Genomic DNA, 8,518 nt, shown 5'->3' with positions numbered 1-8,518 from the left:
GAGCTCGATTTGATTTTAAATGATGAAGCTTATCGTTCTCAGATGTTGGTAAATTATGAAGATTTGAGTCAGCATTTAGGAGGAGCAGGGGCTTCTGCTCGTTTTGCTAAAATGATTTATGAAGATGTCAAAGCAATTAAGTCTTAATTCTATTCTTTTATCAGTTTACCACTGGCATCCTGATTATTAATTTGATCGTACTTGATCTCAATTTCTTCGGGATTGCCTTTATAATAGATGTCTCCAGATTTATAGAAAGTAGCTGTTATTTTTTCCAAAGCAAAAATATGTGCATCTCCTAAACTGTTTTGTGCTACTTGAACATCTTTTGAAATCAGTTCGGAGGCTTGAATATTAGTGCTGCCATTTAAGGTATATACCGCCACTGGACATTCACCCGAAACGGCAAAGGTTCCTCCTACTGATCCTCTTGAATGAAATCTTAGTTGATTATAGTTTATGTTTAGTTTAATCTCATAAGTTTCTGCAGTTCCATAAACATTGATACCTATTTTATCTCCTGATAATTGATTTAAACTTTTAATATTGCCTGATGCATAAAGATCGACACCTTCAAGTAAAGGCATGTGAATCTCCAACGTAGGCATTTTAAAGTTTTTTGTCCAATTCATAAAACTGTGATCAAGCCTAAGTCTACCCGAAAGTGATGAGTAGGACATTTCATCAAGTATTGTTTCTCCTCCTTTATAAAGGATATAGCTTTCCGTATCTTCAATAATTTCAATATTGAAGATATTGTGAATCTCAATTTGTGTAAAATCTTCGAGTTCAATAAGTGTTTCAATATATGCCCCTTCATCATGAAAAGGGTTGATGAAATTGCATGAGCAAAGAATAATTAGGCATAGTATGTAAACATATATTTTCATATTCTTTTATTTTGCGTTGAAAGTGTAACCGATCCCCATTTCAATAAAATCTGAACTGCCGAGATACCCCTTTAAGCTAAGATTGGCTAATAAGTGTTTGCTGAATTTATATCTAAATCCTAATCTGTTGTAAAACGGATTGTTATCTGGTTTTGTATGATAAAGCGAGTAAAAGCCTATATGTGTGATGAATGACACTTTACTAATAACCAGTTCATGACTTAAGAATACGCCCTGAGATATTCGATCTTTGAAACTTGTTCTAGGTGTTCGGGTCCAATAGCCTCTGTCTGTGGATTCATCGTAAAAAAGATCAACACCTCCACCTATTCTCTGTCTGGAGTTGATCCCCTTAGTATAAGATAAATTGATAATTGATATATAGTAAGTATGTGGGTCTTGATGGCTAACTTCTCTCCATGCTTGATTTATAATGGCTGTAAATTCATCCCTTAGTTTTGAATAGGTACGAGGTTGGGTAGTTGTTTGGGTAGCTTTTCCAAACCTGTAATTTATTCCAACACTTCCTGTAACAATATTTAACCCATCATTAGGGTGCTTTCTAGAACCATTTGAAAAATGACTAAATACGATTCCATAAGTCAAATCAAATTGAGATAAAGAGTAGTTGGCTTCTAATCCCAATTTAATATGGGTATTGTATTTCGATCCAATGAGTTTGTTTGAATAGTTATTCACTGGGTCAAAATATTTTGTCATTTTAGCGATTCCTATACCAACATCAGTATTAATCTGAAATTGTTTCCAGCTTTTTATTCCGAATTGAATAAAAGGGACTAGTGATTTTACTTCACCTAATGAAGCCGTATTTCCTAAAGTGCCCTGATAATAGCCTAAACCTAATTTCCTCACAGCAAATTGTTTTACCCAAGGTTTTTGAGGGGTTGGACGAAGAGCCAGTTTAAGTTCAAAAGCGGATATTTTATCTTGAATTAAATAATTAATATATTGGTTCTTTGGAACGAAAAGGCCTTGATGATAGCTTAAGCCAATGGAGTATCTTTTTTGTGAAGAGGCATCTTGAGCCTGTAACACAAAATTGAAGAGTAGTGGTGTCAATATCAGAAGTGTCAATTTCATAGGTGAAGAGCTCAATTCTTGTTAATTTTCAAGTGAGTCTATTTAAATTACACTTATTTTCAGGGATCTACAAGGCTGATTACATGAGAGGTATATTTGTTGATGTACAAGTGTTTATTCATAATGTAAAATCTCATAATTATTTTGCAAATTTGTAGCGTACTTCAAAATTCGATTCAAACATGCTAACATTATTATTGAAAGAATTTCGATCATTCTTTAATTCCATAAGTGGCTATTTAATCATCAGTATATTTTTACTGGCTACAGGTTTGTTTATTTGGGTATTCCCGGGAAACTCAAACGTTTTGGATGGTGCCTATGCTAACTTGGATACCCTATTCAATATGGCTCCTTGGATTTATCTTTTTTTGATTCCAGCCTTGTGTATGCGCTTATTTACAGACGAGAAAAAGTCGGGAACTATTGAATTATTACTGACACGACCTATCACTGATTTTAAGATTGTTCTTTCGAAGTTTCTAGCTGCACTTTCACTTGTTTTATTTTCTTTACTTTTCTGTCTTATTTATTATTTGTCAGTTTATTATTTAGGAAATCCTGTTGGAAGTATCGATGTGGGTGCTTTCTGGGGTTCATTTCTTGGCTTATTCTTTTTGGCAATTGCTTACGTGTCATTAGCTGTCTTTGCTGGTTCATTCACCGATAATCAAATTATTGCCTTCCTGTTATCACTGATTCTGTGCTTTAGTTTTTATATGGGATTTGATTATTTATCTGATCTTCTTTTGTTTCAGGGATTCCAAACAGAGATTATCAATATGGGAATAAATGAACACTATCGTTCTTTATCCCGAGGTGTCGTAGATTCAAGAGATGTAAGCTATTTTATAGGATTGTCACTTGTTTTTCTGTTTGCAACACGAACTGTTCTTCAAAGTAGAAAATGGTAAGGGTGAGAAGGTTAAAGTGAAAAAGGATACAGTGAGAAGTATTTATGAGTACTTATAAGGTTTAAAATCATTTAAGACTATTTATAAGCAGATAATTATAGAAGCATCATGCAAATCAACAATAAAAAGAAGAATTTAATTCAATTACTCCTTTCAGTACTTCTTGTTCTGTTTGTATATCAGCTGTTGCAGGTTTTTCATTTTCGTATCGATCTGACTTCTGAGAAACGATTTACTTTGTCTGATAATACCAGGCAACTTCTCTCTGATCTCGAAAAGCCAGTTTATTTTGAAATTTATCTTGATGGAGACCTACCTCATGGTTTCAATAAACTGAAGAATGCAACAGTTGATTTAATTGAAGAATTTGAATCCTATGCTAAAGTTGAAATTGCTTACAGCTTTGTAGATCCGAATTTAGAACTTAACCCAAAGCAAAAGGAGAAAAGATTAAGGGAGTTATCGGAAAGAGGTTTAAAACCAACAAGTATACAAGAAACGAGTCGCGACGGGAGCGTGAAACAGAAGGTGTTCGTGCCAGGTCTTTTTGTGCACGATGGTAAGAAAGAAACGCCCGTTAACCTTTTGAAATCTGTGACAGGATTATCTACCGATCAGAATTTAAATCACTCTATTGAGAGCATTGAGTATGAACTTTCGATGGCAATTCGCTTGCTTAATCAAACTAAGGCGAAAGAGGTGGCATTTTTCACCGGGCAAGGAGAATTAGGAGAGTATGAAGTTGCCGACTTTACAGCATCACTTTTGCAACGCTACAAGGTGAGTCGTGCTACTGCTTATGAACTATCTAAAGACTATAAGCGTTTTGATTGCGTGATAGTTGCTCAGCCTCGGAATGCGTTTAGTAAAAAAGCGAAATACGCTCTCGATCAGTATGTCATGAATGGCGGGAGAGTGATGTGGCTGATTGATGAAGTTGCCGCTTCGATGGATAGCATTTCTGCTAAAGGTATGTCTATGGCATTTTATAAGCCATTGAATTTGGAAGATCAGTTGTTTAAATATGGCGTTCGTATCAATCCAGATTTGGTTATGGACGTACAATCTCAGTTAATTCCTGTGCAATCAAGTGCTGCAGGTCAGAATGGTAAATATGTGCCAGCACCATGGTATTACTCGCCACTATTGGCTCCACCTTCAAATCATCCTATCACTCGAAAATTGAATATGGTTCGTGTTGAGTTTGCCAATTCTATTGATAAGGTTGGTAAGGATCCTAATTTGAAGCATACCATTTTACTTGCCAGTTCTGATCACACTCGATTAGTGAAGGTACCAACACCAATTCGACTTGATATTGTAGGGCAGAAAATGAGTGCAAAAGATTTTCCAGATGGATCAAAAGTGATGGCTGTACTGATTGAAGGTCAATTCCAATCCATATTTAAAAATAGAATCTGGGAAGGTATCGATAAATCAACTTATAAGTCAGAAAGTTTGCCAGGGAAAATGATTGTAATATCGGATGGTGATATCATTAAAAATAGAGTGAGAGGTGTTGGATCTAATATTCAAATGGAAGCTTTAGGTTACGACAGATATTCTCGAAAGACCTATGGGAATCGCAATTTTTTGCTTAACTGTGTCGATTATTTATGTGATGATGAGGGGTGGATGAATCTGAGATCGAGAGAGGTAAAACTTCGTTTGTTGGATAAGACGAAAATCAGAGAGCACCGACTTTTTTATCAGATTATCAATTTAGGTTTACCTATAGTACTGCTAATATTTTTCGCCCTTGTATGGGGTTTTATCCGTAAAAGGAAATATGCCAATTAATTCTATATACCTGAATTATTGAAGAGGCAAATATGTCGATAAACTCTTGCGAAAAAATCAGATTCCAATAAATAAAATTCGTATATTCACCACTTGATATTTTTAACAACTCAAAGAAATAAATGGGTGTTGAAAAACGAAAATGAAAAAATAACAATTATATATATTGATAGATGAAACAGGCTTGATTAGCAGTGAGTTTAATCAAAATGTTTTTTGTTTATCATGTAAAAAAACAAATTATAAACATATGAAATTTGTAGTATCAAGTACTGAGATTTTAGGACACATTCAAGCTATCAGTCGTGTTATTAGTAACAAAAACACGCTTCCAATTCTAGATAACTTTCTATTTGAATTGAAGAATGGTGAGCTTATAGCTACAGCTTCTGATTTGGAAACGACTTTAATTACAACAATTCCATTAGATGCATCTGAAGGAGAAGGTGTAATTGCTCTTCCAGCAAAGATTTTAACTGATACTTTAAAAGAATTTCCTGAGCAGCCATTAACTTTTGAAGTTGATCCTCAGACTTTAGCTGTGAAGTTAAGCACTGAGAATGGTAAGTTTAGCATTCCTGGACAAAACGGAGATGATTATCCTAAGAATCCTGAAAAGGAACAAGATAATATCGTAAATATTACTGTTGCTAGCGAGGTTTTATTAAAAGGTGTAAACAAGACTTTGTTTGCAACTGCTGACGATGAGCTTCGTCCAGTAATGAATGGTATTTTTATCGAATTAAATAACAACGACCTGACTTTCGTGGCATCTGATGCTCATAAATTGGTTCGTTATAAGCGTCTTGATGGTCGTTCTGAAGTTGAATCTTCATTTATTCTTCCAAAGAAGCCTGCATCATTATTACGTAATATTCTTCCAAAAGAGCAAAATCCTGTATTGGTTGAGTTTGATGATAAGAATGCATTCTTCACTCTATCTAACTACAAGTTAATTTGTCGTTTGGTTGAAGGAAAATACCCTAGCTACGGATCTGTTATTCCAACGAATAACCCATTCAAATTGACGATTGATCGTGTTGAGCTTTACAATACACTTAAGCGTGTTTCGGTATTCTCAAACCCTGCAAGTAACTTGATTAAGTTTGAATTGAGTAATAACGAGTTGGTTGTTTCTGCACAGGATATCGATTTCTCTATCTCAGCTCGCGAAAAATTGATGTGTCAGTACGAAGGTGAAGCTTTAGAGATTGGATTTAAATCTGTATTCCTTTTGGAAATTCTACAGAATATATCTTCTGCTAATGTTGTGGTTGCACTTTCTGACCCAACACGTGCAGGTTTATTCTTACCATACGATAACGATAATGCCGATGAAGACGTGTTAATGTTATTAATGCCAATGATGATTAACGTTTAATTTAAACGATAATATAATGTCTATAAAAACCTGATGAGAGTATCCTTTCATTAGGTTTTTTCTGTTTAAGATAAGATCTTTAGCATATCGTTTGCTTAAAGAAAAAATATAAACTTCTTCAAAAGAATAAGTCATATGAATTTGAATTTGAAAAACCCGATTGCATTCTTTGATTTAGAAACAACTGGGCTCAATGTATCGAAAGATCGCATTGTTGAAATCGCTATTGTAAAGGTTAGTCCTAATGGTAACGAGGAAACTAAAACTTTCCGTGTAAACCCTGGTATTCCAATTCCTGCGGAATCAAGTGCAATACATGGTATTTTTGATGAGGATGTTAAGGATGAGCCTACTTTTAAGGAGATTGGTAAAACAATAGCGAAATATATTGAGGGCTGTGATTTAGCAGGTTATAATTCAAATCGATTTGATATTCCTTTATTGGCAGAAGAATTCTTACGTGCTGATATCGATACTGATATGAGAAAACGTAAGCATGTGGATGTTCAAACTATTTTCCACAAAATGGAGCAACGAACTTTGACTGCAGCTTATAAATTCTACTGTGGAAAAGATTTGGAAGGTGCTCATGGTGCAGAGGCTGATACGGTTGCAACCTATGAGGTGCTGAAATCTCAATTGGACAAGTATGAAAATTTGGAGAACGATATTGATTATCTTTCTAAGTTTTCTACTCAGAATAAGAATGCTGATTTTGCTGGCATGATTATATTTGATAAGAAAGGCGTTGAGACTTTTAATTTTGGAAAGAATAAAGGTAAAGCGGTTGAAGATGTATTGAAGGAGCAACCCGGATATTATGGATGGATCATGAACAATGATTTTCCACTTTATACCAAGAAAGTTCTAACTGAGATTAAGCTTAGAAATTTTAATATGTAATTCGTTTATTGGATAACCAATAAAAGCGATAATAATTTAATCTATGGAAAGTTCCATGTGGCAAATAAAAATCAAATTATAAATACATGAAAATATTAGCTATAGGAAGAAACTATGTGGATCATGCTAAAGAATTGAATAACCCTGTGCCTACCGAGCCAGTGGTTTTCTCGATGCCTGATTCTGCACTTTTAAAAAGCAATAACGATTTTTATTATCCAGATTTCTCGAATGATATTCATCATGAAGTAGAAGTTGTGGTTAAAATTAATAGAGTAGGGAAGAATATTCCTATTGAGTTTGCTCATCGTTACTACGAAGAGTTAGCTTTAGGAATCGACTTTACAGCTCGTGATATTCAAGCAGAATGCAAGAAGAAAGGCTTACCATGGGAGAAAGCTAAAGCTTTTGATGGTGCTGCTCCTATTTCTAAATTCATACCTAAAACTCAATTCAAAGATGTAAATGCTCTGAATTTCAGCCTGAATATTAATGGTAAGAGAGTTCAGGTGGGGAATACTTCTGACTTGATTTTCCCCATTGATTACCTGATTAGTTACCTATCGAAATATTTCACTCTTAAAATTGGTGATTTAATTTATACGGGAACACCTGAAGGGGTAGGTCCAGTTAAAATTGGTGATCATTTGGAAGGGGAATTGGAAGGCCAAAAGCTACTCGATTTTCATGTTCGATAGATCTGATTTTATTAGAAACGATTATAATTGATTTTATCCTTGAGGGATGTTTTCAATTTGAATTAAAGATATTTAACCCTAATAGTGGCTTTAGATCGTTTCTAAAGCCACTGTTTTGTGAAGGCCCGATTCAATTGGGTTCTTAATCCCTATAGGTAAGGTTTGGCTTTTTGAACAAGCGTTTATGCCTTTGCATTTTCAGTGAAATGCTTTAAAGTATAGCAAACATGTGTATCTTTGCGTGATTTACAACTAAAAAAGTGATATGAATTATCAACATTGGGGCAAGCATCTTCGCCAAAGATTTGAAAAGTTTGGTGACAAGACTGCCATGTGTTACAAGAATGAGACTAGTGGGGAATGGGTTGATGTTAGTTGGTGTGAATTTGGCATTCAAACCAGACAAGTTTCAAAGGCTCTTTTGAAATTAGGGATTGGTACACAGGAAAGTGTTGCCATATTTTCTCAAAACATGCCTGAGTGGATTGTTGCTGACCTTGCCATCATGAGTGTGCGCGGTGTAACCGTTCCTATATATCCAACCAATTCTACAACAGAAGCAAAATATATTCTTAAAGATTCTGCCGTTCAAGCCATCTTTGTTGGTGAACAAGAGCAGTACGATAGAACCATGGAGCTTATTGATGAATGCTCTTCAATTAAAAAGGTTATTGTTTTTGAAAAGACTGTTAAAATAAGCGATCATCAGGATTCTATGTATTGGGATGAGTTTATTGAGATGGGAAAAGCTTCACGTCTGGGAAAAGAATTCGATGCTCGATTCGAAACGGCACATATCGACGATTTAGCAACTCTAATTTACACCTCGGG

Annotated in this window: 8 protein-coding genes; 6 read left to right on the top strand and 2 right to left on the bottom strand. The window is 34.8% G+C overall.

Features of this window, described 5'->3' with window-relative positions; translation table 11 throughout:
* Positions 1-149 precede the first annotated feature (149 nt).
* Both ABY905_RS10815 and ABY905_RS10810 read right to left on the bottom strand, forming a co-directional pair.
* Positions 150-890, bottom strand: a complete 741-nt coding sequence (locus tag ABY905_RS10815) for a GIN domain-containing protein (RefSeq protein WP_372643572.1) — start codon at positions 888-890, stop codon at positions 150-152.
* A gap of 6 nt (positions 891-896) precedes the next feature.
* On the bottom strand, positions 897-1,991 hold the full coding sequence (locus ABY905_RS10810) for an acyloxyacyl hydrolase (RefSeq protein WP_372643570.1): 1,095 nt from the start codon (positions 1,989-1,991) through the stop codon (positions 897-899).
* A 182-nt stretch (positions 1,992-2,173) separates the two neighbouring features.
* Here ABY905_RS10810 and gldF point away from each other — a divergent pair, with 182 nt between their 5' ends.
* The 6 genes from gldF to ABY905_RS10780 all read left to right on the top strand — a co-directional run.
* Positions 2,174-2,905, top strand: a complete 732-nt coding sequence (gene gldF, locus ABY905_RS10805) for a gliding motility-associated ABC transporter permease subunit GldF (protein ID WP_372643567.1) — start codon at positions 2,174-2,176, stop codon at positions 2,903-2,905.
* A gap of 108 nt (positions 2,906-3,013) precedes the next feature.
* Complete coding sequence (gene gldG / locus ABY905_RS10800) at positions 3,014-4,705, top strand: gliding motility-associated ABC transporter substrate-binding protein GldG (protein ID WP_372643564.1); 1,692 nt, start codon at positions 3,014-3,016, stop codon at positions 4,703-4,705.
* A gap of 250 nt (positions 4,706-4,955) precedes the next feature.
* Positions 4,956-6,086, top strand: a complete 1,131-nt coding sequence (dnaN, locus tag ABY905_RS10795; protein WP_372643561.1) for a DNA polymerase III subunit beta — start codon at positions 4,956-4,958, stop codon at positions 6,084-6,086.
* A 135-nt stretch (positions 6,087-6,221) separates the two neighbouring features.
* The gene (locus tag ABY905_RS10790) at positions 6,222-6,989 is read left to right on the top strand and encodes an exonuclease domain-containing protein (RefSeq protein ID WP_372643559.1); all 768 of its coding nucleotides are present in this window, start codon (positions 6,222-6,224) and stop codon (positions 6,987-6,989) included.
* 86 nt (positions 6,990-7,075) lie between these two features.
* Positions 7,076-7,687, top strand: coding sequence for a fumarylacetoacetate hydrolase family protein (locus ABY905_RS10785; protein ID WP_372643556.1), 612 nt, complete (start codon positions 7,076-7,078; stop codon positions 7,685-7,687).
* A gap of 265 nt (positions 7,688-7,952) precedes the next feature.
* Positions 7,953-8,518, top strand: a 566-nt coding sequence (locus tag ABY905_RS10780; RefSeq protein ID WP_372643554.1) for an AMP-binding protein, incomplete at its 3' end; no start/stop codon positions are given.

This window comes from Ancylomarina sp. (assembly GCF_041555295.1).
Lineage (GTDB): Bacteria > Bacteroidota > Bacteroidia > Bacteroidales > Marinifilaceae > Ancylomarina.
This window is presented reverse-complemented; position numbering and strand designations above follow the sequence as displayed.